This window comes from Aeromonas sp. PI_26 (assembly GCF_027854445.1).
Taxonomy (GTDB): domain Bacteria; phylum Pseudomonadota; class Gammaproteobacteria; order Enterobacterales; family Aeromonadaceae; genus Aeromonas; species Aeromonas veronii.
This window is the reverse complement of sequence record NZ_JAJNOE010000019.1, coordinates 1-24,738: the sequence shown is the minus strand read 5'-3', so window position 1 is coordinate 24,738 and position 24,738 is coordinate 1. Positions and strand designations below refer to the sequence as shown.

The window sequence follows — 24,738 nt, the reverse complement described above, 5'->3', positions numbered from 1 at the left end:
ACTCTGCGCACACTCTCTGGTATAAAGGTGCCTCTTTTTTGACAAATGCCGATTTTTTCAACAAAGGTACTCACCTACTTGCGCTGCATTTTTCGACTGTTTATCGGGCTGTTGTTGACGCTGACACTGGTTGGCTGCGACTTCTATAGCCCCTCCAGCCAGCTGGAGCAGATCCGCCAGCGAGGCGAGATCCGGGTTGGCACCATCTATGGTCCCACCTCCTATTACCAGCGTGACGACCTCGCCCAGGGATTCGATTACGAGCTGGCGCAAAATTATGCCGACTGGTTGGGGGTGAAACTCACCATCATCCCGGTCGACACCACTGACCAACTGGTCACCCTGCTGAAAAAGGGCAAACTCGATCTGGCGGCTGCCGCCATCATGGTCACCCCCGAGCGACGCGAGCTGTTTCGCTTCGGCCCGGGCTTCTATCAGGTCTCTCCCAAACTGGTCTACCGCAACGGCAAACCCAAGCCGGCTTCGTTGAACGATATCAAGGGCAAGCTGGTGGTGGCCGCCGGCTCCACCGGTGAAGATCTGCTCAAAGAGATGAGCAAAGAAAATCCGAAACTAGCCTGGAGCACCAGCGACAACGCCGATGTGGAGGAGCTGCTCAAGCAGGTGGTGGATGGCAAGATTGACTACACGGTGGTGCAGGATACCGTGCTGGCCCGTACCCAGCGCTACTACCCGGAGCTCACCGAGGGGCTGACCCTGGCCCAGAAGCAGACCGTTGCCTGGGCCATGAGCAAGCTGCCCGATGACAGCCTCTATGCCAGCGTGATCGACTTCTTCGGTCAGCGCTTTATGGATGGTGCCATCGCCAAGCTGGACGAGAAGTACTTCGGCCACGTGCAGAACTTCGACTTTGTCGATACCCGCACCTTCCTCAAGCGCGCCAAGAGCCTGCTGCCCAAGTACCAGCCGCTGTTCCAGACTCACGCCAAGAATATCGACTGGCGTCTGCTCGCCGCCATCAGCTATCAGGAGTCCCACTGGGACCCGCAGGCCCGCTCCTACACCGGCGTGCGCGGCATGATGATGCTGACCGAGCCCACTGCAAAAGCGATGGGGGTCAACGACCGGCTTCATCCGGAAGAGAGCATCAAAGGTGGCACCCTCTATCTGCAACAGATGATGGAGAAGGTGCCGGATTCGGTGCCCGATGACGAGAAGGTGTGGTTTGCCCTCACCGCCTACAACATCGGTTACGGCCACATGATGGATGCCCGCCGCCTGACCAAAGAGCTCGGCAAGAATCCCGACGCCTGGAGCGACGTGAAAGAGGTGCTGCCGCTGCTGCAACAGGCGCGCTGGCACCGCAAGGTACGTTACGGCTATGCCCGTGGCAGCGAGGCGCGCAACTATGTCAACAACGTGCGCCAGTATTACCAGAGTCTGCTCTGGCTCGACAACGAGCAACAGAAGGCACATCAGCGGGAGAGTCTCGACAACGACAGCGAGCCCGAGCTGGCCGAGCGCCCCACCGCCATCGCCGAAGTGGTCAATCAGATCACCATGCGCTAACCAGCCATTATTCGGCTGTTTTCACACAAACTTCTCTGTTACCATCGATTCACATCGGAGCCTATCCGAAATCGCATTGTTTTCATTATGTTGAGAGATTAAATAACAGCAATTTCGGATGGGCTCCATCAATGACCCAAGGCCGGGATGGCCACCTGAGTTGGGAGGAGACCAAGATGCAAAAACGTAGAAAAATCAGTCTGGTCAGAAAAGCGAAGTGCAGCTGGAGCCCCAGACGCAAACTCAAGCTTAATGACATCAAGCGCAATCTGTGGCGCAGAAATCGATCCTATACCCTGCTTATTGCAGAGCACACAGCATAAACCCGGCATTCGCCGGGTTTTTTTATCTTCTTTCTCACCTGAATACTGTCTTACACCAGCGCCGCCTTGAACTGTACCGATCGCTTGGAGATCAGCGAGTTGCAGTGGTTGCAGAAGTAATCCACTGCGCCGCACGCCTTGAGACGCTCCAGCTCCTGTTGGCAGGTGGGGCAGATAGCCGTGACGCGAACAGGGGCCTGGCACTGGCCACAGGTTTGCTCCTTGCTGCGGGTGTCCAGTTCAGCCTGGCATGATGGACAAAGCAGGGCTTCCATAATCAACTCCTCGAAAAGTGGATCTGCCATGGTCTTGTTCCATGGCAGATCCCCCTCCCCTTATTCCTCACCTTAACATGGCGAGGATAACAAAGCGGCTGCCGGTGAGGGCAGCCGCAAGGGCTTATTTCTTCTTCATCTTCAGCAGGCGTTTGCGCTGACGTTCCTGACTCAGGGTCATGGTGTTTTTCTTGCCTTCAAACGGGTTGACCGACTCCTGGAACTCGACCCGGATCGGCGAGCCCATGATCTTGAGGGACTTGCGGAAGTAGTTGATCAGATACCGCTTGTAGGAGTCCGGCAAGTCGTTCAGCTGGTTGCCGTGGATCACGATGCGCGGCGGGTTGTAGCCACCGGCGTGAGCATACTTGAGCTTGACGCGGCGACCGTTGACCATCGGCGGCTGATGATCTTCCTGCGCCATCTGCATGATGCGGGTCAGCATGGCCGTGCTGGTACGACGGGTGGCGGACTGGTAAGCCTCCTGAATGGATTCAAACAGATGGCCGACACCGCTGCCGTGCAGGGCGGAGATGAAGTGAACGCGGGCGAAGTCGATGAAGCCCAAGCGACGATCCAGCTCGTTCTTCACATCCTCTTTCACCTTCTGATCCAGACCATCCCACTTGTTCACCACCAGCACCACGGAGCGACCGGCGTGGAGCACATAGCCAAGGATGCTCAAGTCCTGATCGGTGATGGTCTCCTGGGCGTCGATCACCAGCAGGCAGACGTTGGCATCTTCGATGGCCTTGAGGGTCTTGATAACGGAGAACTTCTCCACCGTCTCGTGCACCTTGCCACGACGACGCACACCGGCGGTGTCGATGACCACATACTTCTGCTCGTCACGCTCCATCGGAATGTAAACGGAGTCACGGGTGGTGCCGGGCATGTCATAGACGATGACCCGATCTTCACCCAGCATACGGTTGGTCAGGGTAGATTTACCGACGTTGGGACGACCAACGATGGCGAACTTGATAGGCAGGTCGGCGAACGGGGTCTCCTTGGTGTCCTCTTTGGTATCGAGTTCACCGGCAGCCACCATGCGCAGTAGGGCTTCTTCGTCGAAGTCCTCCTCTTCCTCATCCTGCGCATCTTCATCGGTAGCGGAGTCGACCAGGGTCTCCAGATGGGGAGCCAGGGCCAGTTCCAGCAGGCTCAGCACGCCACGACCGTGGGCGGCCGCGATCTGGTAAACCTCGCCCAGCGCCAGACCGTAGAACTCGGAGACCGCGGAATCACCGTCGATACCATCGGTCTTGTTGGCCACCAGAAATACCTTCTTGTGGGCCTTGCGCAGGTGCTCGGCGATGGCTTGATCCGCCGCGGTCAGGCCGGCACGGGCATCCACCATGAACAGCACGACGTCCGCTTCTTCGATGGCCAGCAGGGATTGCTCGGCCATCTTCAGTTCGATTCCCTCTTCGGTGCCATCGATACCGCCGGTATCGACCACGATAAATTCCAGCTCGCCCAACTTCGCCTGACCGTATTTACGGTCCCGGGTCAGACCGGGAAAATCGGCAACCAGGGCATCCCGAGTACGAGTCAGACGGTTAAACAGGGTGGATTTCCCCACGTTGGGGCGGCCCACCAGGGCTACTACAGGAGTCATAAAAGCCTCATTCTCAAGACGACAAAGGCTCCGGGTCCGAAGACCAGGAGCCGGATATTCACATTATCGGACGATCAAGGACGCTTGAGGGCGTACAACTTGCCGTCACGGCTCTGCACATACAGGGTCTCGCCATCCACCAGCGGGGCGGCGTAGAGACCACTGCTATCGAGCTGCTGCATCGCCTTGATGGTACCGTCGGTACGATCAAGCCAATACAGGTATCCTTCCACATCACCCACCACCACATAGTCACCGAAGATGACAGGTGCAGTGACGGTACGATTTTCCAGCTGGGTGTTGGACCACAGCTCCAGACCGTTGCGACGGTCGATGGCAAACAGGTGGCTGCGACTGTCGGTCAGCACGATGGCATTGCCAGTCATCGCCAGATCGCGATAGCCGGAATACTTGCGCTTCCACACTTCATCGCCGGTCATCAGTTTGCGCGCCATCAACTGACCGTTGTAGGCGATGGCGTAGAGCTCATCACCGGCAATCAGCGGGCTGGCATCGACGTCCACCATGCGGTCCAGCTCGGTGGCACCGCGCGGATCAGCCACCTTGGACTGGCGCACCGGCTGGCCGTTGCTCAGCAGGGCGATGCCCACCTTGCCATCGGCACGACCGTAAATCACGGCGCCGTTGGTGATCACCGGTGCACCGGCACTGCGCAGGGTCAGCGGCGGCTGCTCTTCGGAGAGCGACCACTGCATCTTGCCTTCATCAGTGTCGAGGGCGATCAGGCGACCGGAGGTGGTCAACACCACCACGCGGCCATCTTCCACCGCGGGGCTTGCCACAACTTCGCCGGGCACATTGGTCTGCCACAGCACTTCGCCATTCTCTTCGTTCAGGGCGTAGACCACCCCGTTCTCGGAGCCGAGGAACAGCTTGCCGTAACGGGAGACCAGGCCGCCGGAGAGACGAGCGCTACGCTTGTCGGCGTTGACCGGCAGGTCGGCCAGATCGACGGTCCAGAGGCGATCGCCACTGGCACGGTCAAAGGCGCTGACATCGCCGTCGCGGGCCGCCGCGTAGATACGATCCTCTTCCACCACCGGCTTGAGCTGGGAGTAGAAGTCACCGATACCATCACCCACAGTAGATGACCATGCGGTGTCGGCAGTGAAGGCAGATTCAACCTTGGGCAGCGGCGCCATCGGGTTGAGATCCTCTTCGGAACTGAACAGGGAGCAACCCTGCAGAGCGAAGGAGACCGCAGCCCCCAGCGCCACCATCTTGAATAGATTACGCATCCGGTGCCTCACCAGTCGCAACGGCCGGCAGGGCCAGATCGTCCATTTTCAGCTTGAGCTCGGCGCTACCCTGCAGGCCGCCGGCATCCGCCGCCGCCTGATAGGCATCACGAGCCTCTTCGGTCTTGCCCTGCTTTTGCAGCACATCACCACGGGCTTCGGCTACCTGCGCCTTGAAGGCCTCATTCTGGATGGTTGCCAGCTTGGCCAGCGCTTCATCTGCCTTGCCCTGATCATTCAGCACACGGGCCAGACGCAGCGCCGCGATGGGACGAATGCTCTCGTCTCCCGTGGCCGCCACCAGCTCCAGCTGCTCGGCAGCCAGATCCAGCTTGCCCGCCTTGACGGCAGCGGCAGCCAGTTGCAACGCGGCCAGTTCACCGTAGGAGTCACCCTTGTTGGCGGTAACAAACTGCTGTGCCTGCTCGAAACCGGCGGCATCGCCCTTGGCCAGCTGCTCAATCACCTGGTTGTAAGAGTGGGAGGAGGCCTCCATGGTCTCTTGCTGGTGCTGGTTGTAATAGCGCCAGCCGAACAGACCGACCAGACCGATCACGGTCCCGGCAATCACCGAGGTTCCGTTCTCTTTCCACCACTCCTTGATAACCTCAACCTGTTGTTCTTCGGTGGTATAGACTTCCACAGCTTACTCTCCTTTGGCTGCCAGCAGGGCAATGGCGGCGTCAACCTTGACGGTCTGTTGCTCGGCCTGACCACGCAGATATTTGATAGTGATCTCCCCGTTTTGCACCTCGGTCTCACCAAGGATCAGGGCGATTGCCGCGCCGCTCTTGTCGGCACGTTTGAGTTGTTTCTTGAAGTTGCCACCACCGCAGTGGCTCATGAGGCGCAGGTCCGGCAGGGCATCGCGCAGACGCTCGGCCAGCTGGAAGCCAGCCTGTTCGGTCCCCTCGCCCACCATCGCCAGATAGACATCCACCGCCGGGCGGATATCGGCGTTGAGCTCGAGAGTTTCCAGCATCAGCACCAGACGCTCCATGCCCATGGCAAAGCCCACGGCCGGGGTCGGTTGACCGCCCAGCTGCTCTACCAGACCATCATAGCGGCCACCGGCACAGACGGTGCCCTGGGCACCCAGACTGCTGGTGACCCACTCGAACACGGTCAGGTTGTAGTAGTCAAGACCACGCACCAGACGCTCGTTCACTTCGTATTTGATACCGGCAGACTCGAGCAGGCGCTTGAGCCCCTCGAAGTGGGCCAGGCTCTCTTCGCCCAGATGGTCGAACAGACGCGGGGCACCCGCCAGAATGGCCTGCACCTTTTCATCCTTGGAGTCGAGCACCCGCAGCGGGTTGCTGTACATGCGGCGCTGGCTCTCTTCGTCCAGCTGCTCCTTGTACTGCTCCAGATAGGCCACCAGCGCATCGCGGTAAGCGGCACGCTCGGCGCTCTGACCCAGGGTGTTGAGCTGCAGGGTGACATGCTCGCTGATGCCAAACAGACGCCACAGACGGTGGGTCAGCATGATCAGCTCAGCGTCGATGTCTGGCCCGTTGATGCCAAACAGCTCGACACCGAATTGGTGGAACTGGCGATAACGGCCCTTCTGGGGACGCTCGTGACGGAACATGGGGCCCATGTACCACATCCGGCGTTCCTGGTTGTAGAGCAGACCGTGTTCGATACCGGCACGGACGCAGCTGGCGGTCCCTTCCGGACGCAGGCTCAGGCTGTCGCCGTTACGGTCTTCAAAGGTGTACATCTCTTTTTCGACCACGTCGGTCACTTCACCGATGGCGCGCTTGAACAGATGAGTCTGCTCGACAATCGGCATGCGCACTTCGCTGTAGCCATAGCTGGCAACGACCTGGCGCAGGATCTGTTCAACCTTCTGCCATACCGGGCTCTGCTCCGGCAGGCAATCATTCATACCGCGAATAGCTTGGATCTGTTTTGCCACGTTGATACTCGAGAAAAAGAGGTAAAATTTGGCCGCATTATAGGGATTTTCCCCCCCAAGGTAAAATCAGGGAATCCGGATGCGGGATTTAAAATCAGTCACCTGGAAACAGGGCCACCCAATGTGGCCCTGTTTCGCTCACTCCTTGTCCATCGGGATCCGGTTAGCGGGATCCAGCATGGCGGCGCGGGCGCGAATGCGGCGCTCCAGAGTTGGAATGAGATCCTTGTTGTCGAGCCGATCGACCCGCTGGCCCCCTTCATAGAAGGCACTCTTGTTGGCGGCACCCGCCAGACCAAGATCGGAGACCAGTGCTTCGCCCGGGCCATTCACCACGCAACCGATGATGGAGACATCCATCGGGGTGATGATATCTTCGAGCCGCTCTTCCAGTGCGTTGACGGTAGCGATCACATCGAACTCCTGCCGTGAGCAGGATGGGCAAGCGATAAAGTTGATGCCACGGGAGCGAATACGGAGGGATTTGAGGATATCGAAACCGACCTTCACCTCCTCCACCGGATCCGCCGCCAGCGAGATACGCAGGGTATCGCCGATGCCGTCGGTAAGCAGCATGCCCAGACCGATGGCAGACTTCACCGCGCCGGCACGGAAACCGCCCGCTTCGGTGATGCCAAGGTGCAGCGGCTGCTCGATCTGCTTGGCCAGCAGGCGATAGGCACCGACTGCCAGGAACACATCGGAGGCCTTGACGCTCACCTTGAAGTCCTGGAAATCGAGACGATCGAGATAGTCCACGTGACGCATGGCGGACTCCACCAGCGCCTCTGGGGTCGGCTCGCCGTACTTCTCCTGGATATCTTTCTCCAGCGACCCGCCATTGACCCCGATACGGATCGGGATATTGAGGTCGCGCGCGCAATCGACCACAGATCGCACCCGCTGCTCGTTGCCGATGTTGCCCGGGTTGATACGCAGGCAGTCGGCACCGTACTCGGCCACTTTCAGGGCGATGCGATAGTCGAAGTGGATATCGGCAACGATGGGGATGCGGGTCTGATGTTTGATGAGCCGGAAAGCTTCCGCCGCTTCCATGGTGGGCACGGAGACACGGACGATATCGGCACCGACCCGCTCGATCCGCTGGATCTGCTCGATGGTGGCGGCGACATCTGTGGTCTTGGTGTTGGTCATGGTCTGCACGGTAATGGGGGCATCGCCCCCAACCGGTACATTACCAACCATGATCTGTCTGGATTTACGACGAATGATGGGTGATTCGTGAGAAGACATGGGAAACAGATTACTCCTGCGGCAGTGAGAAGCGGGCTGTACGACCGTTGTTGTAACGGCTCATATCAAACGACTGACCCTTGTAGTCAAGCTTGACGGCCATGGGCGCGCCAATGATGAACCTCAGGGGCTCGGCACCTTCCAGCACCAGCTCGTCGTTGGCCTTCTTCAGACCACTGAACAGGGTCTTGCCGTTGGCATCCTTCACATCCAGCCAGCAATCGGCGGTGAAGCTCATCTTCAGTTGCGGCGCAGTCGCCGGATCAACGACAACCTCTTCAGATTCAGTGCCATTGGCGCCGGATACCGCTGCATCGGTCGCAGTGCCGACAGCCGCGCTGACATCGCTCGGGGCAACAGCCGCAGAAACAGGCGCCAGGGTAGCAGTCGCATCGGAGACCACCGCAGGGGCAATCACGTCCGTAGCTGCCGGTGCGTTGGCTGCGCCTTCCACCGGGGCGGTGTTGATCGCATCGGGCGGCGTGATAGCAGGTTCAGCCGGAGTCGAACCGGTTGCACTCATCTCGGTGGCTGCCAGCGCTTCATCACCGGCGGAGCGACGGGAAGTACTCTGCCACCACCAGGCGACCGAGAGCGCAATCAACACCAGGATCACCAGCCAGGTCACCACCTTGAGCCGACTGTCGTTGGCTTGCTGGCGGGAGCGACGGGAGAAGCTCTGCATGTCGATATTGTCGGGAGGAGTCAGACCCAGCTTGTCGTAAGCGGCCAGAATGGTCTCGTCGGGGATCCCGACCAGCTTGGCATAGGTACGCAGATAGCCCCGAATAAAGGTATGGGAGGTGTGCTTGTCGTAGGTATCCGATTCGATAGCGGCGATCAGGGTCAGACGAAGGTGAATGCGGGACGCAACTTGTTCTCGTGTCCAGCCAAGCTGTTCACGGGCGTTGCGCAGCAATTGGCCTGGGCCTACTGCCTGGGAGTCGTCTTGGAAATCGTGTTGCTGTTCAATAGTCATTGGCTAAATAACGCTTGGCTTGTTGCGAAGTGGGATATTGCCTTACCAGCTCAGTCCCGAATTGGTGAAGTAATGCCGGCTTGTCCATCGCCTGTGCCAGCCGAAGTCTCAACCAGAGACTCTCCTCGTTCTCGTCTGACACATTGGCAAAACGGGCGAGGTAGGATTGCACATCAGGCAGCTTGCCATCTTTCATGGAAAGCTCGGCCAAGTCCAGCAATAACCCTGGATTGCGGGGATTATACCCCAAGGCCAGGCGATAGTACTCGCCTGCTTTATCATTTCTGCGATTTTGCAGCGCACAAAGTGCCGCATTTTCATAGGTATCGGCAATTTTTACGTAGCCTGGCTGAATAACAGCCTGGTTGAACGCCTGATCTGCCTCGGCATACCTGCCGCGATCACAGAGGAAGGCACCATAGTTGTTCATTGCGTCAGCATTGGACGGATCCATGGCAAGGGCGTTCTTGTAATGGATCTCGGCTGCCTTGAAATCCCCTACCTTCTGGTAAAAGTAGGCAAAACCGATCTGGATCTGGGGGTTGGAGGGGTCATACTGGAGGGCGCGGTCAAGATTGAACTTGGCCTGCTCGGCATTGCCCTGACGCAGGTACTGGATACCCAGATCGAGGCGGGTTTGGGCAGCCGCCTTGAGGTCAGGACCCACTTCACGCTGGGTCGAGTTCTGGCCAGCGTAAGTGGTCTCGGTCACACAGCCTGGCAGCGCACAGAGCGCTGCCACTACGATCAATGTACGTGTATCCATTCCCTGTCTATACAATGGCTTAGCATTTAAACCATTTTGACGGAAATCCCATCCTGTTGCATCCGATTTTTGATAGTTCGCTTGGTACGGTCAATCACGTCACCCACCAGCTGACCACAGGCGGCATCGATGTCATCACCACGGGTCTTACGGACAATCACGGTGAAACCGTACTCCATCAGCACCTTGGAGAAGCGATCGATACGGCTGTTGCTCGGCTTGCCGTAAGGGTTGCCCGGGAAGGGGTTGAACGGGATCAGGTTGATCTTGCTCGGAGTGTCCTTGAGCACCTTGGCCAGCTCGTGCGCATGCTGCATATCGTCATTGATATGATCGAGCAGCACATACTCGACGGTTACCCGACCACCGTTGGCATTGGATTTGGCCAGGTAGCGACGGACACCGGCGAGGAACTCCTCGATGTTGTATTTGTCGTTGATCGGCATGATCTCTGAACGCAGCTTGTCGTTCGGGGCGTGCAGGGAGATAGCCAGCGCCACGTCGATCTGGTCGCCCAGCTTGTCCAGCGCAGGTACCACGCCAGAGGTGGAGATGGTCACCCGGCGCTTGGAGATGCCAAAGCCGTAGTCATCCATCATCAGACGCATGGCGGGCACCACGTTGGCGAGGTTGAGCAGCGGCTCGCCCATCCCCATCATCACCACGTTGGTGATGGGACGCTTGCCACCGACCACACGGGCAGCACGCCACACCTGACCGATGATCTCGGAGACTTTCAGATTGCGGTTGAAGCCTTGTTGAGCCGTGGAGCAGAACTTGCACTCCAGCGCACAGCCAACTTGAGAGGAGACGCAGAGGGTCGCGCGGTCATCTTCCGGGATGTAGACGGTCTCGACCTCCTGATCGCCCACCTGCAAGGCCCACTTGATGGTGCCATCGGCAGAGCGCTGCTCGCGGCTGATCTCGGGCGCCTTGATCTCGGCGATCGCCTTGAGGCGCTCTTTGAGCACCTTGTTGACGTTGGTCATCTGATCGAAATCATCACACCCAAAGTGATAGATCCACTTCATGACCTGATCTGCCCGGAATGGCTTCTCGCCCAGTTCGACGAAAAAGGCACGCATGGCATCCCGATCAAGATCCAGCAGGTTGATTTTTGTTTCGCTCATCAATGGCCTCAGTTCAAACACTTCATCAATTATTGGCTGACGACGTCAGGGGGCGGCATTGTACAAATAATGGGTCTGGCTTTCCACCTGGAGAATAGAGGGATATTGCGTAAACGGCGAAAACAACAAAGGGAGCCGAGGCTCCCTTGGGTCATCATCCACAAAAATCAGCCGCGCGGGCAGATCTCGTTGTCAGAGAAGAAGTAGGCAATTTCGCGGGCAGCGGATGCCGGTGCATCGGAGCCATGTACTGCGTTGCGATCGATGCTCTCGGCATAACAGGCACGCAAGGTACCAGCCAGCGCCTCTTTCGGGTTGGTAGCACCCATGATCTCGCGATTGCGACGGATGGCGTCTTCCCCTTCCAGCACCTGTACCATGACAGGGCCAGAGGTCATGAAGCTGACCAGATTGTCATAAAAAGGCTTGCCCTGATGCTCGGCATAGAAACCGGCAGCCTGTTCACTGCTCATGTGCAGCATTTTGGATGCCACCACTTTCAAGCCTGCGCTTTCGAAACGGCTATAGATGGCACCGATCAGGTTCTTGCTGACAGCATCCGGTTTAACGATAGAGAAGGTACGTTCGATGGCCATTGATATCTTTCCTTAACTACAGAGTTTTATTGTTAGAATCCATGTTCGCTGGCGATTATACGTAAACAAAAACCGGAAAAACACACAAACAAGCAACTTTTTATTAAACATCACTCCCTTGCAATCAACATCCACACTCATCTTGACCGAGCAGAGCCGGAAAATATGTGCGCTTGCGCACGATAGTTACCTTAAGCCGCCAAAACCCCATCTTTTGTTCACAATTCGAACAGCATGAAAAAGGCACCCGAAGGTGCCTTGTCTCGCCTATTTGGCTTCCGCCAGCAAGGCCCGCGCTATGGTGCGCATCCCCAGAGTATTAGCTCCCGGCGCCCAGAGGGCATCGCCGTTGTCACTGAAGCAGGCGGCCAGATCGATATGCAGCCAGCCCATCCCTTCGTTGGCAACGAAACGGGAGAGGAAACCCGCCGCGTTGGAGGCGCCACCCGGCCCGCCCCCCTTCACCGGACGGCTGTTGGCCGTGTCGGCGTAATGGGAAGGGCACTGCTGGCGGTGCCAGGGCTCCAGCGGCAACGGCCAGGCTGGCTCATGCTCGGCATCGGCATAGGTCATGGCCCGACTTACCAACCCTTTGTCGAGGCCGAACAGAGCATTGTAGCGCCCACCCAGCGCCATCACAGCAGCGCCGGTCAGGGTCGCGGCATCGATGATCAGCGGTGCGCCGGACTCGCTCGCCAGTTGCAAGCCATCGGCCAGCACCAGCCGCCCTTCGGCATCGGTATTCACAATCTCGACTGTGGTACCGTTCTTGTAGGTGAGGATGTCGCCCAGCTTGTAGGCGTGGCCGGAGACCAGGTTCTCGGCGCAGCAGAGGATCAGCTTCACCCGCTTGTCGAGCCCGCGCAGCATGGCCAGCGCCAGCGCACCGGTGACAATCGCCGCGCCCCCCATGTCGCACTTCATGGTGAGCATCCCCTCGGAGCTCTTCATGGAGTAGCCGCCGGAGTCAAAGGTGATCCCCTTGCCCACCAGCGCTGCTGCCACCGGCGCCTTGGGGTCACGCCCCGGGTTGAAGTCGAGCTCCAGCAATACCGGTTCGCGCGCACTGCCGCGGCCCACCTGATAGAGGCCGACCCAGCCCGCCTGTTGCAGCGCTTCGCCTTTCAAAATGCGATGACTCACCTTGTCCGGCGCCAGCTCGGTAATAAAAGAGGCAGCTTCCACCGCCAGCTCCAGCGGGCCCAACTGCTCCGGGGTGGCATTGGTCATCTCGCGCACCCAGCGGCCGCAGAGCCAACGCGCTTCCAGCTCCTCTCTGTCCTCTTCCGAGGACATGGCCCACTGCAGTTGCACCTCCGCCTTGGGGGTTTGCAGCCCTTGGGCAAAAGCCCACTGCTGTTCACGCTCCCAATGACCAGCCAGGGTCACTTTCTGGATCCCCTGCTGGCAGAGGCGACGGGCCGCTTGCTGGATATCGAGCAGCGGATTGGCCGTCACCAGATGGATCACCATGCCGTCGGCACGGTGAGAGAGCAGCGCCCCCTCCCCCCACCCGGCCGGTGCAAATTCACGACTCAGCCAGACATTCATGCGGTCACCTCCTGCAGCCAGCGTGCGATGGTACGCAGACCGTGCCCCTTGGCGCCGGTCGCCCAGAGATCATTGCCCGATTTCTGATAGGAGGCTGCCAGATCCAGGTGCACCCAGCCTTTGCCCTCATCGCGCACGAAGCGGGAAAGGAACGCTGCAGCCGTGGTGGCACCGGCCGTGCCTTCGGCTGAGGCGACGTTGCCCAGATCGGCAAAGGCCGAGGTGAGCTGGCTGGCATGCCAGGGTTCCAGCGGCAGCGCCCACGCCTGTTCGTTTTCCACCTTGGCGGCGGCCAGCGCACGCAGCTGTTCGGTCTCATCGAGGGCAAACACCGCATTGTAGTCGCGGCCCAGCGCCATCTTGGCGGCGCCGGTCAGGGTGGCTGCGTCAAGGATATAAGCTGCACCGCTGTCGGAGGCCGCCATCAGGCCATCGGCTAGCACCAGACGCCCTTCCGCATCGGTGTTCTGGATCTCGACCGAAATGCCGTTTTTGTAGGTAAGGATGTCGCCCAGCTTGAAGGCGTGGCCGGAGACCAGGTTCTCGGCGCAGCAGAGAATGAGCTTCACCCGCTGGTTCAGACCGCGGCTGATAGCCAGCGCCAGCGCACCGGTCACCATGGCTGCGCCCCCCATGTCGGACTTCATCGGCAGCATGTTGTCAGAGGACTTCATGGAGTAGCCACCGGAATCAAAAGTGATCCCCTTGCCCACCAGCGCCGCCACCACGGGCGCATTGCGATCACCGGTCGGGTTGTAGTCGAGCTCCAGCAGCACAGGCTCGCGCTCGCTGCCACGGCCAACCGACCAGATCCCGATATGGCCGGACTCGCGCAGCGCTTCACCGGCGGTGATGCGGGCAGTAACCTGATCCCCGGCCAGACCACGAATGAGCAACAGGGCCGATTCCGCCAGACTCATGGGGTAGATCTCTTCCGGACAGCCATTGGTGATGTCACGTACCCAGCGAGCCGCCTTGAGCAGTGCATCCAGTTCACGGGCGTCCGCATCGCTCTGCTGGCCAAAATCCAGTTCACGCGCTCCCTTGGCGGCGTAGAACCCCTGGGCGAACGCGTAGCGACGCTCCAGATCCCAGCCTTCACCGACCAGCGTCACCCGCTTGATCCCGCTCGATTCGAGGCGACGGGCGGCGCGCTGAACGGTGCGCAGAACATCCTTCTCCTGACCGGCGGCACCAAGATGGATCAGTGCCTCGTCGCCATTGAAACTGAGCTGGGCGCCCTCGCCCCAATAGGCGGCCGCAGCCTGGGTGGATAACGCTACCTTCATCATGTCAGCCATCGTGTTTGCTTCCTTTTTACTGGCACTATGTATAAGCACTCTTTATGGGAAAGAGCTTATTGGCAAAGAGAGAATAACGAATACAAAAAAGGCCGTGCCCCCGAGGGTCACGGCCTTCCACCATATCACTGAAGCACCACAGGATGCTGCACGTGCAATTCACTCATGTGTAATTAATGGCGTTCAGAGGCAAGGTTCAGGGTGTACTTGGGCAGTTCCACCACCAGATCCTCGTCCGCCAATTTTGCCTGGCAACTGAGACGGGATTCCGGCTCCAGCCCCCACGCCTTGTCCAGCATGTCGTCTTCCAGCTCGTCACTTGGCTCGAGCGAGTCAAAGCCCTCGCGCACCACGCAGTGGCAGGTAGTGCAGGCACAGGATTTCTCGCAGGCATGCTCGATTTCGATACCGTTGCGCAGCGCCACATCCAGAATGGTCTCGCCGCTTTGCCCCTCGAGGGCGGCGCCATCCGGACAGAGTACGGGATGAGGAAGAATGATCAGTTTTGGCATATTACACCTTGTTGACGTTTTGTCCGGTCAGCACCTTGCGGATGGAGGCGTCCATCCGGCGGGCTGCAAACTCGCCACTGACAGCATCGGCTGCCTCAATGGCTTCTTTGATTTGATGGGTTGCGCCGCTGTTGCGCATGGTCAGCAGATGGGCGATGGCGGCATCAATCTCGGCACGCTCGGCAGCATTGAGCAGGGCATCGCCATCAGCGGCCAGCGCGGCATTGAGACTCTCGACCACCCGGTCGGCTTCAACCTGCTGCTCGGCCAGCATGCGGGCATCCATATCCTGCTGGGCGTTCTCGATGGAGGCGCTCAGCATGTTGAGGATATCCTGCTCCGCCAGCCCGTAAGAGGGCTTGACCTGGATCTCGGCCTGCACGCCGGAAGATTTCTCCATGGCGCTGACCGAGAGCAGACCATCCGCATCCACCTGGAAGGTGACGCGAATATGGGCGGCGCCGGCGGCCATCGGCGGAATGCCGGTCAGGGTAAAGCGGGCCAGGGAGCGGCAATCGGCCACCAGTTCGCGTTCACCCTGTACCACGTGAATGGCCATGGCGGTCTGACCATCCTTGAAGGTGGTGAACTCCTGGGCACGGGCCACCGGAATGGTGGTGTTGCGCGGGATCACTTTCTCGGCGAGGCCACCCATGGTCTCCAGACCCAGCGACAAGGGGATAACGTCCAGCAGCAGCATCTCGGCATCAGGCTTGTTGCCCACCAGAATATCGGCCTGGATGGCGGCGCCGATGGCGACCACTTTATCCGGATCGATGCTGGTCAGCGGCGTACGCTGGAAGAACTCGCCCACCAGTTCACGCACCAACGGCACCCGGGTGGAGCCACCGACCATCACCACTTCCAGCACTTCCACCTGCTCAAGGCCCGCATCGCGCAGGGCGCGGCGACAGGCCAGCAAGGTCCGTTTCACCAGCGGGGTGATGAGTTCATCAAACTGGCTGCGGCTCACTGAACCCTGCCAGCCGGCAAAGGTGCAGGGAACGCTGTCGGTATCGGTGAGGCCGTGCTTGACGGCCGCGGCCACATCCAGCAATTCGCGCTGCAGATGGGCATCCAGCTCACCGGAGAGGCCCGCCTGCTCCTTGATCCAGTCTGCCAGCAGGTGATCGAAGTCATCGCCGCCGAGAGCGGAATCGCCGCCGGTCGCCATCACTTCAAATACACCGCGGTGCAGACGCAGGATGGAGATATCGAAGGTGCCGCCCCCCAGATCGTAAACCGCGATCACCCCTTCCTGACCGGAGTCGAGGCCATAGGCAATCGCGGCCGCAGTCGGCTCGTTGAGCAGACGCAGTACGTGCAGACCGGCCAGACGGGCCGCATCCTTGGTGCCCTGACGCTGGGCATCATCGAAATAGGCGGGCACGGTAATGACCACGCCATCGAGATCGCCCCCGAGTGTCTGGGCGCCACGCTCGGCCAGCTTTTTGAGAATCTCGGCCGATACCTGCACCGGATTGACCAGCCCCTGACGGGTTTGCAGTTGCGGCATGCCATTGTCGGCGGCAACAAACTGGTAAGGCTGCTGGCGGGTGTCGATATCGGCCAACGCCTTGCCCATCATCCGTTTGACCGAGACGATAGTGTTGTGAGGATCGAGTGCCGCTTCGCGCTTGGCATCAATTCCGACTCGAATGGCGTCGCTTTGATAATGCACCACTGACGGGAGCAGGTCGCGCCCTTGCTCATCGCAAAGGGTATCAGCGTGACCACTGCGAACCGCAGCGACGAGAGAATTGGTGGTGCCGAGATCGATGCCGACGGCACGTTTGTGCTGATGGGGAACAGCGCTCTGGCCGGGTTCGGCGATTTGCAGTAATGCCATGGGTAATGAAACTTCCAGCGTTAAAGGATCAAGACTCGAGAAGCGAGTCTTCGAATCGTTCCAGCTCTTCGAGGAGCTTGTCGACAAACTTGAGTTTGCGAACGCAATCAGCGGCAACGAGATCTCTGCCGGCGGCAAGAGACTCGGTCAGCTGCTGCATCAACATCTGGTGATCATGCCTGATCTCGCTGCGAAAATCCTTGATGGCGCGCTCAGGGTCGGCGTTATCTTTCAGATCGGCCAGACGCTCGCGCCACTCCAGCTGCTGCATCAGAAACGCGGTATCTTGCAGAGTCTGCTGTTCACCACGGATATCAGTGCCACGCAGGGAGAGCAGATATTCGGCACGGCGCAGCGGCGCCTTGAGGGTGGTGAATGCTTCGTTGATCTGGGCGGCACGTTGCACGGCAGCCAGCTGCTCCCGTTCGGGGGCAGTGGCAAAACGATCAGGATGGAATTGGGTTTGCAGCTGGCGGTAGGTATCAGCCAACTGACGGGTATCGAGCTCGAAGCCTTCAACCAGCCCAAACAGCTCGAAATGATTCATGCAAACCTCTTGGAAACGTTCGCCACAACCTCACTCGCCCCTGGCAAATGAGATGTGGTTGAACGGGTCATCGGCGACCCGCTCAACCACAGACGAAGGATCATTGACGTCAAACATCTCAGACACTGAAGCTTTCGCCGCAACCACACTCGCCTTTGGCATTGGGATTGTTGAACTGGAAGCCCTCGTTGAGGCCCTCCTTGACGAAATCCAGCTCGGTGCCATCCAGATGGATCAGGCTCTTGGCATCAACAATAATCTTGACGCCCTGCTGCTCGAACACCTGATCCTCATCGGTCAGTTCATCAACGAACTCAAGCACGTAGGCCAGACCGGAGCAGCCGGTGGTTTTGACGCCGAGGCGCAGGCCAATGCCCTTGCCCCGGTTAGCCAGAAAAGAGGAAACCCGTGCCGCGGCGGCATCTGTCATGGTAATAGCCATACTGCTCTCCGGCGCTTAGAGACCTTTCTTCTGCTTGTAATCGGCGATGGCGGCCTTGATGGCGTCCTCAGCCAGAATGGAGCAGTGGATCTTCACCGGTGGCAGGGCCAACTCTTCAGCGATATCGGTGTTCTTGATGCCAGCCGCTTCGTCCAGGGTCTTGCCCTTGACCCATTCGGTCACCAGGGAGCTGGAGGCGATGGCGGAACCGCAGCCGTAGGTCTTGAACTTGGCATCTTCGATGATGCCTTCGTCGCTGATCTTCAGTTGCAGCTTCATCACGTCGCCACAGGCGGGCGCACCGACCATGCCGGTTGCAACGCTGGGATCATTCTTGTCGAAACCACCGACGTTGCGAGGATTCTCGTAGTGGTCGATTACTTTTTCACTGTAAGCCATATCTCACTCCTGCTAATTCTGTTGCTCACTGACCCGGTGGATCAGTGATGAGCCCATTCGACCGTGTTCAGATCGACGCCGTCTTTGTACATCTCCCACAGGGGGGACATCTCGCGCAGACGACCGATGGAGTCACGAATAAGCTTGACCGCGTAGTCAATCTCTTCCTCGGTGGTGAAGCGACCCATGCTGAAACGGATGGAGCTGTGTGCCAGCTCGTCGTTCAGACCCAGTGCGCGCAGCACATAGGAAGGTTCCAGGCTGGCGGAGGTACAGGCCGAACCGGAAGAGACTGCCAAATCTTTCAGCGCCATGATGAGGGATTCCCCTTCCACATAGGCAAAGCTGACGTTGAGGTTACCCGGAACACGTTGCTCCAGATCGCCATTGATGTAGACGGCTTCAATGTCCTTGATGCCATTCCACAGACGCTGGCGCAGAGCCAAGATGCGCTCGCCTTCGCTCACCATCTCTTCTTTGGCGATGCGGAAAGCTTCGCCCATCCCGACGATCTGGTGGGTCGGCAGAGTACCGGAACGCATGCCGCGCTCGTGGCCGCCACCGTGCATCTGGGCTTCCAGACGAACGCGGGGTTTACGGCGAACAAACAGTGCACCGATCCCTTTCGGACCATACACCTTGTGCGCAGAGACGGAGAGCAGATCCACTTTCAGTGCTTCCACATCTACCGGGATCTTGCCCACACTCTGAACGGCATCCACGTGCAGCAGGATCTTGCGGGAACGGCACAACTCGCCGATGGCGGAAATGTTCTGAACCACGCCGATTTCGTTGTTCACATGCATGATGCTGACCAAGATGGTGTCATCACGCATGGCATTCTCGATCATCTCGATAGTGAACAGGCCGTTGGGCATCGGCTCAAGATAGGTCACCTCGAACCCTTCACGCTCCAGCTGGCGGCAGGTATCGAGCACCGCCTTGTGTTCGGTCTTGGAGGTGATGATGTGCTTGCCCTTGCTGGCATAGAAGTGGGCAACACCCTTGATGGCCAGGTTATTGGATTCGGTCGCACCGGAAGTGAAGACGATCTCGCGGGGATCGGCACCGATCAGATCTGCCACTTGATTACGGGCCAGATCCACCGCCTCTTCGGCTTGCCAGCCAAAGCGGTGAGAACGAGAGGCCGGATTGCCGAACAGGCCATCCATGGTGAGACACTGCATCATTTTTTCTGCGACACGCGGGTCCACCGGACAGGTTGCCGAATAATCAAGGTAAATAGGCAGTTTCATGTTTTTCTCCGTCACAGTCCGGGTCATACAGAGTCCCGCTGTGGAAAGCACGTTTATAGTTGGACTTTCAAGCTCACATCGCCGTGTTCTGCCCGATCAACCAGGGACAACACGGTCTTCATTTGTTCATCTTGCTTGCCGGCAATGCGGCGCACATCGGCCTGGCGTACCAGCTCGGCCAGAGTGATATCCCCGAGGAAGCTGGAGATCCGCTCACTCAGGTCGCGCCACAGGGAGTGAGTCAGACACTGGGTACCACCGTGGCAGCCGCCCTTGCCGAGGCACTTGGTTGCATCGACCGACTCATCGACCGCGGTGATCACCTGACCAACCGAAATCTCGCCAGGGGCCAACCCGAGGCGATAACCACCGCCCGGGCCACGCACGCTGCTCACCAGACCATGTTTGCGCAGGCGGGCAAAGAGCTGCTCGAGATAGGACAACGAGATGCCCTGGCGCTCGGAAATATCGGCAAGGGGGACGGGCCCCTGCTCTGCATGCAGCGCCACGTCGAGCATGGCGGTTACAGCGTAACGTCCTTTTGAAGTCAGTCTCATGTGCCTTACCGTCTTGCGAAGCAATTTAATGGGGCACATGGTCACATACCCGACCAAATCAGTCAAGTATATGGTTGAGTAAATCAGTCGGATTAATCCGGTACGCGCGCTTTCTGCACCGAGGTCAGAATACCGCGCAGAATGTTGAGCTCAGCTGCTTCCGGCCGAGCCCGATTGAACAGGCGACGCAGCTTGCTCATCACATGACCCGGATGGTCATCGGCAATAAAACCGGTCTTCATCAGGGTTTGTTCCAGGTGCTGATAAAACCCTTCCAGCTGGGCGGCACTCGGATAGGCCATCTCCTCTTCAGGCTCGGCGGCCTGCCCCTGCAGCCAGCGCATCCGCACTTCGTAACAGAGGGTCTGCACCGCCATGGCCAGATTGAGAGAGCTGTAATCAGGATTGGCCGGAATGGCCACGTGGTAGTGGCACTTTTGCAATTCGTCGTTGGTGAGACCGGTGCGTTCACGGCCAAACACCAGCGCGACCGGGTGCTGCATCCCCTCGACTATCGACTTTTCGCCGGCCTCACGGGGATCGAGCATGGGCCAGCTCAGGGTTCGAGAGCGGGCGCTGGTGCCAATCACCAAACCACAATCGGCAATCGCGTCGTCCAGAGTCGGGACGATACGGGCATTGGCAAGCACATCGCTGGCACCAGCAGCCAAGGCGAAGGCATTGTCATCCGGCAAGGCTTGCGGATCAACCAATACCAGCTGGGTCAACCCCATGGTCTTCATGGCGCGTGCCGCAGACCCCATGTTGCCGGTATGGGAGGTGTTTACCAAAACGATACGAATCTGATCCAACATGCCCAGTCAATCTTCAGTCAAAAATGGCGCGCAATTGTAACATAAGAGAACACGATGTTGGCACCGTAAAAGCCGAGCCATTTCAGAACAAAACTACCCGTTTGTATAACAAACCAGCATGAGGGAAGTGAGATGGGGGGGCTAAACTTGATGGATATCCGATAAACGGCACAGGAGACACCACGCCATGCTTCCTCCCTTTATCTATGAGAGATTGCCCAGCCTCTACCTGCTGGCAGCCATTGCCATTATTACGTTGAGTGAACAGCCCCTGCTCTGGTTTGCAGGCGCCTTGCTGTTTATCGCCGGAGCGGTGACCTGGATGATGCGCTCCAGCTACCGACGTACCGATCTGATTATCTTTCCGAGCAAACGCTGGCTACAGCCGGAGTGGCTGTATGAAGCGCAGCCCTTCATCTGGCTGGCTGCGGGGCTGGCCATGTCACAGCTGCCCGCCCCTGCGGCACTCATCGCCTTGGTGCCCTGTCTGTGGGCCTGTCGTTGCCTCTGGGCACGGCACCATTATCGTCGCCATGCCCATGGGGTGATTGTCCACTTAAGACGGGATCCCGCCCGGCGCCGTCTGCACCGGAACCTGCGCTGACTCGGTGCGGGCGCGTTCGATAAACGTCGCCAGATCCATCAGGGGATACTTCATCAGGCTTGGCAAGCCATCGAGATCCAGACTGTCCATCAGGTTTTTCACCTCAAGGCCCAGTTCGGTATCCCCTTCTATCTTCAGCTTGCGCTGGAAAAAGAGCGAATCCGGATCCTCTTTGCGACCAGCGATGAGGATCAGGTCGTTGGCGGTACCGCTGAAGCAGACATCGGCCTTGTCACACTCGCGAGCCACCACCAGCTGGCCATTCTGCTCACTGATAAACCAGCACAGCTCCAGATCAGAGACTTCGACTTTCAGCCACTTGTCTGCCAGAAACTCGAAATCGCCATCTTCGATAGCCTCTTTGAAAACCCGGGCCAGCAAACTCTCCATCAGCTGCTTTTGCAGATTGAAGGGAACCAGCTTGAGGGGATGGCGCAAGAAGCGCGGAGCCTGTTCGACCAGGCGGCGTTGCAGTTGTTGAAACACGATAGACTCCCTTTTTTGCGCATTCAAACACAGGGAGAGTGTCAAGATCCTGTTGGAAATCAAACTTGTGCAGGGTTACCTCAAGAAGGGTAAAGCCACACAAAGCTGCCTCAGGTCAAAAAGCGGGAGTGCATGGCTGCATACAATCAGGGCTCGTTTGCCCTTCATATGCACTCTCGGAGCGTACCAATGGAATTACTCTGTCCGGCAGGCAGTTTGCCGGCACTGAAAACCGCCGTGGATAACGGGGCCGATGCCGTTTATATCGGTTTCAAGGATGACACCAATGCCCGCCACTTTGCCGGTCTCAACTTTACCGACAGCAAACTGGAGAAGGCGGTAGATTATGTGCATCAACATGGTCGCAAGCTGCATATTGCCATCAATACCTTTGCCCATCCCGGGGCCGATACTCGATGGAAACAGGCGGTTGATCGCGGGGTGGCCCTCGGCGCCGATGCGTTAATCATCGCCGATCTCGCCGTGCTGGAATATGCCAGCCGCCACTACCCCGAGATGGAACTCCATGTCTCGGTGCAGGCCAGCGCCACCAATGCCGCCGCCATTCGCTTCTATCAGCAGCAATTCAATGTCACACGGGTGGTGCTGCCCCGGGTGCTCTCCATGCATCAGGTCAAGCAGCTGGCCCGCGAGACCGATGTTGGCCTTGAGGTATTCGCTTTTGGCAGCCTCTGCATCATGGCCGAGGGGCGCTGCTATCTCTCCTCCTACATGACTGGCGAGAGTCCCAACACCGTCGGCGCCTGCTCACCGGCCAAGTTCGTCCGTTGGGAAGAGACCCCGAATGGTCTCGAGTCGCGGCTCAACGAGGTGCTGATCGACCGCTATGGCCCGGGCGAAAATGCTGGCTATCCGACCCTGTGCAAGGGGCGTTTCGACGTGGATGGCCAGACCTACCACGCGCTGGAAGAGCCCACCAGTCTCAATACCCTGGGTCTCCTGCCCGAGCTCTTCAAGACCGGGATCCAGTCGGTCAAGATTGAAGGGCGCCAGCGCAGCCCCGCCTATGTGGAGCAAGTGACCCGGGTCTGGCGTGCAGCCATCGATGCCTATCAGGCCAATCCCGAGGCCTATCAGGTTAAAGCTGAGTGGGATGCCCAGCTCGCCCGCGTCTCCGAAGGTAGCCAGACTACCCTCGGTGCCTACCATCGTCAGTGGCAATAAGGAGTCCACCCATGCAATTTTCTCTCGGGCCTCTGCTCTTCTACTGGCCCAAAGCCGATACCGAAGCTTTTTACCATGCCGCTGCCGACAGTCAGGCCGACATCATCTATCTGGGGGAGACAGTCTGCAGCAAGCGGCGCGAACTCAAAGTCGATGACTGGATTGCACTGGCCCGTCAGGTGGCCAGCTCCGGCAAGCAGGTGGTGCTCTCGACCCTCGCCCTTATCTCCGCCCCTTCCGAGCTCAAGGAGGTGAAGCGACTGGTCGACAATGGCGATCTTATGGTCGAAGCCAACGATCTCGGTACAGTGCAACTCGCCAGGGAGGCAGGGATCCCCTTCGTCTGTGGTCCCGCCATCAACGCCTATAACGCCGATGTGCTGCGCATGTTGCTCAAACAGGGGATGAAACGCTGGGTCATGCCGGTGGAGCTCTCCCGTGACTGGCTGATCCAGCTCAATCAGGATCTGGGCCCCCTGCGCGACCAATTTGAGGTCGAGGTGTTTGCCTACGGCCATCTGCCGCTCGCCTATTCGGCGCGCTGCTTCACCGCCCGATCCCTCGACAAGCCCAAGGACAACTGCGAACTCGCCTGCATCAACTACCCCACCGGACGACTGGCCAACAGCCGCGAGGGGCAGCGGGTGTTCAATCTCAACGGGATCCAGACCCAGTCCGGTTACTGCTATAACCTGGGTAACGAGCTGGCTGGTATGGAAGGTCTGGTAGATGTGGTCAGGCTTTCGCCGCAAGGGATGAATACGTTGGAGATGCTGGCCCGCTTCAAAGCCAACCGGCAGGGCAATCAGCCCCTCGTTCTGCAGCAGGATCGCGATTGCAACGGCTACTGGCGCCAGATCCCCGGCATGAGCCTGGTGGAGTAACCCCGCCATTCGCTGTCTAGTCCTGAAATAGGTTTACACATTTTAAACTAGTATTTCTCTACTCAGAACCCCCTATGTACTGCATCGGGGGTTCTGTATTTCAACGCATGATGCGGCCGCTCCGCGTTGTAAATATCCACTGCTTCACGCACCATTTCCCGCGCTTGCGTTAAATCCTGCGGGCTTTGCAAAAATAACTCTCCTTTCAAAATCCCGTTCACCCGCTCCGCCAACGCATTCTGGTAACAGTCATACCCATCCGTCATCGAGCATTTCACCCCGTACCGTTCATGTAGTGACTGATACAACCCAGAGCAATACTGCACGCCGCGGTCTGAGTGATGGATGAGTTCACCGTCGCCACGCCGTTGCTTCAGTGCTTTCTTGAACGCCATCGCCACCGACTCCGCGTGCATTCCTTCGTGTACGTGGTGGCCTACTATCTTGCGTGAGTAGGCATCCGTCACCAGGCTCAGGTACAGCGGCCCGCTCCTGGCTGGCAGATAGGTGATGTCAGCGACCCAGACCTGCTCCGGGGCCACCGGTGTGACCTGCTCTGGCCCCGCCTTGAGCAAGTTGGGATGACGGTAGAAACGGTGAAAACTGTGGGTGGTCTTGTGATACGCCCGCTTAGGCTGCACCAGCAGGCGGTGCTCGGCCAATATCTGAAACAGCCTGTCACGCCCGACCTTG

26 protein-coding genes are annotated in these 24,738 nt (G+C 58.7%); 4 read left to right on the top strand and 22 right to left on the bottom strand.

Annotated features, from left to right (window positions below; genetic code table 11):
* Window positions 1–45: 45 nt before the first annotated feature.
* A complete protein-coding gene (gene mltF / locus LRL22_RS17605; RefSeq protein ID WP_270905971.1) occupies window positions 46–1,530 on the top strand; it encodes a membrane-bound lytic murein transglycosylase MltF in 1,485 nt (494 codons plus the stop codon).
* 373 nt (window positions 1,531–1,903) lie between these two features.
* On the opposite strand, the gene LRL22_RS17600 is transcribed toward mltF, so the two are convergent.
* The 20 genes from LRL22_RS17600 to trmJ all read right to left on the bottom strand — a co-directional run bounded on the left by LRL22_RS17600 (window position 1,904) and on the right by trmJ (window position 20,886).
* A complete protein-coding gene (locus tag LRL22_RS17600) occupies window positions 1,904–2,128 on the bottom strand; it encodes a zinc ribbon domain-containing protein (RefSeq protein ID WP_005333789.1) in 225 nt (74 codons plus the stop codon).
* Window positions 2,129–2,252: 124 nt separating this feature from the next.
* Window positions 2,253–3,749, bottom strand: coding sequence for a ribosome biogenesis GTPase Der (der, locus tag LRL22_RS17595; protein ID WP_005333794.1), 1,497 nt, complete (start codon window positions 3,747–3,749; stop codon window positions 2,253–2,255).
* Window positions 3,750–3,823: 74 nt separating this feature from the next.
* Complete coding sequence (bamB, locus tag LRL22_RS17590; protein WP_005333796.1) at window positions 3,824–5,008, bottom strand: outer membrane protein assembly factor BamB; 1,185 nt, start codon at window positions 5,006–5,008, stop codon at window positions 3,824–3,826.
* Window positions 5,001–5,651, bottom strand: a complete 651-nt coding sequence (locus LRL22_RS17585) for a YfgM family protein (protein ID WP_270905970.1) — start codon at window positions 5,649–5,651, stop codon at window positions 5,001–5,003. The genes bamB and LRL22_RS17585 overlap by 8 nt, the downstream gene beginning before the upstream one ends.
* 3 nt (window positions 5,652–5,654) lie before the next feature.
* Window positions 5,655–6,932 (bottom strand): histidine--tRNA ligase, encoded by a 1,278-nt coding sequence (hisS, locus tag LRL22_RS17580; RefSeq protein WP_005351051.1) that lies wholly within the window; start codon window positions 6,930–6,932, stop codon window positions 5,655–5,657.
* 138 nt (window positions 6,933–7,070) lie between these two features.
* On the bottom strand, window positions 7,071–8,186 hold the full coding sequence (gene ispG, locus LRL22_RS17575; protein WP_270905969.1) for a flavodoxin-dependent (E)-4-hydroxy-3-methylbut-2-enyl-diphosphate synthase: 1,116 nt from the start codon (window positions 8,184–8,186) through the stop codon (window positions 7,071–7,073).
* A gap of 10 nt (window positions 8,187–8,196) precedes the next feature.
* A complete protein-coding gene (gene rodZ / locus LRL22_RS17570) occupies window positions 8,197–9,165 on the bottom strand; it encodes a cytoskeleton protein RodZ (RefSeq protein WP_270905968.1) in 969 nt (322 codons plus the stop codon).
* Window positions 9,155–9,946 (bottom strand): PilW family type IVa pilus biogenesis/stability lipoprotein TapF, encoded by a 792-nt coding sequence (gene tapF / locus LRL22_RS17565; protein WP_270905967.1) that lies wholly within the window; start codon window positions 9,944–9,946, stop codon window positions 9,155–9,157. The genes rodZ and tapF overlap by 11 nt, the downstream gene beginning before the upstream one ends.
* Window positions 9,947–9,957: 11 nt before the next feature.
* Window positions 9,958–11,061, bottom strand: coding sequence for a bifunctional tRNA (adenosine(37)-C2)-methyltransferase TrmG/ribosomal RNA large subunit methyltransferase RlmN (locus tag LRL22_RS17560; protein WP_005344856.1), 1,104 nt, complete (start codon window positions 11,059–11,061; stop codon window positions 9,958–9,960).
* Window positions 11,062–11,228: 167 nt separating this feature from the next.
* The gene (ndk, locus tag LRL22_RS17555) at window positions 11,229–11,657 is read right to left on the bottom strand and encodes a nucleoside-diphosphate kinase (protein WP_005333805.1); all 429 of its coding nucleotides are present in this window, start codon (window positions 11,655–11,657) and stop codon (window positions 11,229–11,231) included.
* Between the two features lie 267 nt (window positions 11,658–11,924).
* Window positions 11,925–13,208, bottom strand: a complete 1,284-nt coding sequence (pepB, locus tag LRL22_RS17550; protein ID WP_270905966.1) for an aminopeptidase PepB — start codon at window positions 13,206–13,208, stop codon at window positions 11,925–11,927.
* Window positions 13,205–14,509 (bottom strand): aminopeptidase PepB, encoded by a 1,305-nt coding sequence (gene pepB / locus LRL22_RS17545; protein ID WP_270905965.1) that lies wholly within the window; start codon window positions 14,507–14,509, stop codon window positions 13,205–13,207. The genes pepB (LRL22_RS17550) and pepB (LRL22_RS17545) overlap by 4 nt, the downstream gene beginning before the upstream one ends.
* A 173-nt stretch (window positions 14,510–14,682) precedes the next feature.
* The gene (fdx, locus tag LRL22_RS17540) at window positions 14,683–15,021 is read right to left on the bottom strand and encodes an ISC system 2Fe-2S type ferredoxin (RefSeq protein WP_005333808.1); all 339 of its coding nucleotides are present in this window, start codon (window positions 15,019–15,021) and stop codon (window positions 14,683–14,685) included.
* Between the two features lies 1 nt (window position 15,022).
* Window positions 15,023–16,870, bottom strand: a complete 1,848-nt coding sequence (gene hscA, locus LRL22_RS17535) for a Fe-S protein assembly chaperone HscA (RefSeq protein WP_270905964.1) — start codon at window positions 16,868–16,870, stop codon at window positions 15,023–15,025.
* Between the two features lie 28 nt (window positions 16,871–16,898).
* Window positions 16,899–17,417 carry a co-chaperone HscB gene (gene hscB / locus LRL22_RS17530; RefSeq protein ID WP_270905963.1) on the bottom strand — a complete coding sequence of 173 codons (519 nt, stop codon included), beginning with the start codon at window positions 17,415–17,417 and terminating at the stop codon, window positions 16,899–16,901.
* A gap of 118 nt (window positions 17,418–17,535) precedes the next feature.
* Complete coding sequence (iscA, locus tag LRL22_RS17525; RefSeq protein ID WP_005333812.1) at window positions 17,536–17,859, bottom strand: iron-sulfur cluster assembly protein IscA; 324 nt, start codon at window positions 17,857–17,859, stop codon at window positions 17,536–17,538.
* Window positions 17,860–17,874: 15 nt separating this feature from the next.
* Entirely contained in the window at window positions 17,875–18,258 is a 384-nt protein-coding gene (iscU, locus tag LRL22_RS17520) for a Fe-S cluster assembly scaffold IscU (RefSeq protein ID WP_005333813.1), read from the bottom strand.
* Between the two features lie 41 nt (window positions 18,259–18,299).
* Window positions 18,300–19,514, bottom strand: coding sequence for an IscS subfamily cysteine desulfurase (locus LRL22_RS17515; RefSeq protein WP_270905962.1), 1,215 nt, complete (start codon window positions 19,512–19,514; stop codon window positions 18,300–18,302).
* Between the two features lie 53 nt (window positions 19,515–19,567).
* Window positions 19,568–20,071, bottom strand: coding sequence for a Fe-S cluster assembly transcriptional regulator IscR (gene iscR, locus LRL22_RS17510; RefSeq protein WP_026035025.1), 504 nt, complete (start codon window positions 20,069–20,071; stop codon window positions 19,568–19,570).
* A 92-nt stretch (window positions 20,072–20,163) separates the two neighbouring features.
* On the bottom strand, window positions 20,164–20,886 hold the full coding sequence (trmJ, locus tag LRL22_RS17505; RefSeq protein WP_270905961.1) for a tRNA (cytosine(32)/uridine(32)-2'-O)-methyltransferase TrmJ: 723 nt from the start codon (window positions 20,884–20,886) through the stop codon (window positions 20,164–20,166).
* A 187-nt stretch (window positions 20,887–21,073) separates the two neighbouring features.
* Here trmJ and LRL22_RS17500 point away from each other — a divergent pair, with 187 nt between their 5' ends.
* Window positions 21,074–21,490 carry a hypothetical protein gene (locus LRL22_RS17500; RefSeq protein WP_193859431.1) on the top strand — a complete coding sequence of 139 codons (417 nt, stop codon included), beginning with the start codon at window positions 21,074–21,076 and terminating at the stop codon, window positions 21,488–21,490.
* On the opposite strand, the gene ubiT is transcribed toward LRL22_RS17500, so the two are convergent.
* A complete protein-coding gene (gene ubiT, locus LRL22_RS17495) occupies window positions 21,443–21,976 on the bottom strand; it encodes a ubiquinone anaerobic biosynthesis accessory factor UbiT (RefSeq protein ID WP_042080117.1) in 534 nt (177 codons plus the stop codon). The two genes, LRL22_RS17500 and ubiT, sit on opposite strands and share 48 nt — an antisense overlap.
* A 189-nt stretch (window positions 21,977–22,165) precedes the next feature.
* Between ubiT and ubiU the strand changes: the two genes are divergently transcribed.
* Together ubiU and LRL22_RS17485 are read left to right on the top strand one after the other, a co-directional pair.
* Window positions 22,166–23,161 (top strand): ubiquinone anaerobic biosynthesis protein UbiU, encoded by a 996-nt coding sequence (gene ubiU / locus LRL22_RS17490; protein WP_042080116.1) that lies wholly within the window; start codon window positions 22,166–22,168, stop codon window positions 23,159–23,161.
* Between the two features lie 11 nt (window positions 23,162–23,172).
* On the top strand, window positions 23,173–24,045 hold the full coding sequence (locus tag LRL22_RS17485) for a U32 family peptidase (protein WP_270905960.1): 873 nt from the start codon (window positions 23,173–23,175) through the stop codon (window positions 24,043–24,045).
* A 62-nt stretch (window positions 24,046–24,107) separates the two neighbouring features.
* Here the strand turns inward: LRL22_RS17485 and LRL22_RS17480 are convergent.
* A partial coding sequence (locus tag LRL22_RS17480) for an IS3 family transposase (RefSeq protein ID WP_270905959.1) occupies window positions 24,108–24,738 on the bottom strand: 631 nt, incomplete at its 5' end.

What these genes read in the sequence shown, in the direction of transcription:
- mltF (WP_270905971.1), top strand. Translation starts at nt 46, where the DNA reads ATGCCGATTTTTTCAACAAAGGTACTCACCTACTTGCGCTGCATTTTT.
- LRL22_RS17600 (WP_005333789.1), bottom strand. Translation starts at nt 2,128, where the DNA reads ATGGAAGCCCTGCTTTGTCCATCATGCCAGGCTGAACTGGACACCCGC.
- der (WP_005333794.1), bottom strand. Translation starts at nt 3,749, where the DNA reads ATGACTCCTGTAGTAGCCCTGGTGGGCCGCCCCAACGTGGGGAAATCC.
- bamB (WP_005333796.1), bottom strand. Translation starts at nt 5,008, where the DNA reads ATGCGTAATCTATTCAAGATGGTGGCGCTGGGGGCTGCGGTCTCCTTC.
- ispG (WP_270905969.1), bottom strand. Translation starts at nt 8,186, where the DNA reads ATGTCTTCTCACGAATCACCCATCATTCGTCGTAAATCCAGACAGATC.
- rodZ (WP_270905968.1), bottom strand. Translation starts at nt 9,165, where the DNA reads ATGACTATTGAACAGCAACACGATTTCCAAGACGACTCCCAGGCAGTA.
- LRL22_RS17560 (WP_005344856.1), bottom strand. Translation starts at nt 11,061, where the DNA reads ATGAGCGAAACAAAAATCAACCTGCTGGATCTTGATCGGGATGCCATG.
- ndk (WP_005333805.1), bottom strand. Translation starts at nt 11,657, where the DNA reads ATGGCCATCGAACGTACCTTCTCTATCGTTAAACCGGATGCTGTCAGC.
- pepB (WP_270905966.1), bottom strand. Translation starts at nt 13,208, where the DNA reads ATGAATGTCTGGCTGAGTCGTGAATTTGCACCGGCCGGGTGGGGGGAG.
- pepB (WP_270905965.1), bottom strand. Translation starts at nt 14,509, where the DNA reads ATGGCTGACATGATGAAGGTAGCGTTATCCACCCAGGCTGCGGCCGCC.
- fdx (WP_005333808.1), bottom strand. Translation starts at nt 15,021, where the DNA reads ATGCCAAAACTGATCATTCTTCCTCATCCCGTACTCTGTCCGGATGGC.
- hscA (WP_270905964.1), bottom strand. Translation starts at nt 16,870, where the DNA reads ATGGCATTACTGCAAATCGCCGAACCCGGCCAGAGCGCTGTTCCCCAT.
- hscB (WP_270905963.1), bottom strand. Translation starts at nt 17,417, where the DNA reads ATGAATCATTTCGAGCTGTTTGGGCTGGTTGAAGGCTTCGAGCTCGAT.
- iscA (WP_005333812.1), bottom strand. Translation starts at nt 17,859, where the DNA reads ATGGCTATTACCATGACAGATGCCGCCGCGGCACGGGTTTCCTCTTTT.
- iscU (WP_005333813.1), bottom strand. Translation starts at nt 18,258, where the DNA reads ATGGCTTACAGTGAAAAAGTAATCGACCACTACGAGAATCCTCGCAAC.
- LRL22_RS17515 (WP_270905962.1), bottom strand. Translation starts at nt 19,514, where the DNA reads ATGAAACTGCCTATTTACCTTGATTATTCGGCAACCTGTCCGGTGGAC.
- iscR (WP_026035025.1), bottom strand. Translation starts at nt 20,071, where the DNA reads ATGAGACTGACTTCAAAAGGACGTTACGCTGTAACCGCCATGCTCGAC.
- trmJ (WP_270905961.1), bottom strand. Translation starts at nt 20,886, where the DNA reads ATGTTGGATCAGATTCGTATCGTTTTGGTAAACACCTCCCATACCGGC.
- LRL22_RS17500 (WP_193859431.1), top strand. Translation starts at nt 21,074, where the DNA reads ATGCTTCCTCCCTTTATCTATGAGAGATTGCCCAGCCTCTACCTGCTG.
- ubiU (WP_042080116.1), top strand. Translation starts at nt 22,166, where the DNA reads ATGGAATTACTCTGTCCGGCAGGCAGTTTGCCGGCACTGAAAACCGCC.
- LRL22_RS17485 (WP_270905960.1), top strand. Translation starts at nt 23,173, where the DNA reads ATGCAATTTTCTCTCGGGCCTCTGCTCTTCTACTGGCCCAAAGCCGAT.